Below are 596 nucleotides of genomic sequence, written 5' to 3'. Positions count from 1 at the left end.
CATCGACGACGGGCCGAATCAGCCTCCGGTAATAGAAAATATGACGCTGCACACGCAGGTGAATACGGCGGTGACATTCACCGTCAAGCCGAACGACCCGGATAACAGTCAGTGGTCAGTCCAGTACGGTCGTGAATACTTGTACGGTACGATCAACGTGATAGGAAACGAGCTGACCTACATGCCGAATCCCGGATTTAGCGGAACGGCGAAGGTTCCCTTCCAGGTGAACGACGGGGTAAGCCTCTCGAACATCGCGATATTGACATTTATCGTTGAGGGAGACAACGCGAACGCGCCGACGGTGCAGGACAGCAGCCTGATCGCGATGGCGGATCAACCGCTCAGAAGCGCTTTTCTGGGTCACGATCCGAACGGGGACCCCTTGATCTATCCTGTATTGGAGCAGCCGGCTCACGGCAGCGTGGCGCTCAATAATGACGGCAAAACCTTCACCTACACGCCGGCAGCAGGCTACACGGGATCGGATCAATTCAAATACCGGGCGTATGACGGACAAAGCTTTTCCGGCGTCGCGACCGTCAAGCTTGAGGTGAAGGCGGATGATAAAAATAAGCCGCCGCAAGTCGAATACA

The 596-nt window shown here is 55.4% G+C and carries 1 protein-coding gene; it reads left to right on the top strand.

All coding sequences use genetic code 11. From position 1 onward, the window contains the following. Positions 1 to 596 (top strand): Ig-like domain-containing protein (locus CF651_RS32585; RefSeq protein WP_179233074.1); only part of this gene is annotated, 596 nt, incomplete at both ends.

The sequence above is a fragment of the Paenibacillus rigui genome (assembly GCF_002234615.1).
In the GTDB taxonomy this organism is placed as follows: Bacteria; Bacillota; Bacilli; order Paenibacillales; family NBRC-103111; genus Paenibacillus_S; species Paenibacillus_S rigui.
Note: the sequence above shows the minus strand (reverse complement) of the source record. Positions and strands in the feature narration are given on the sequence as shown.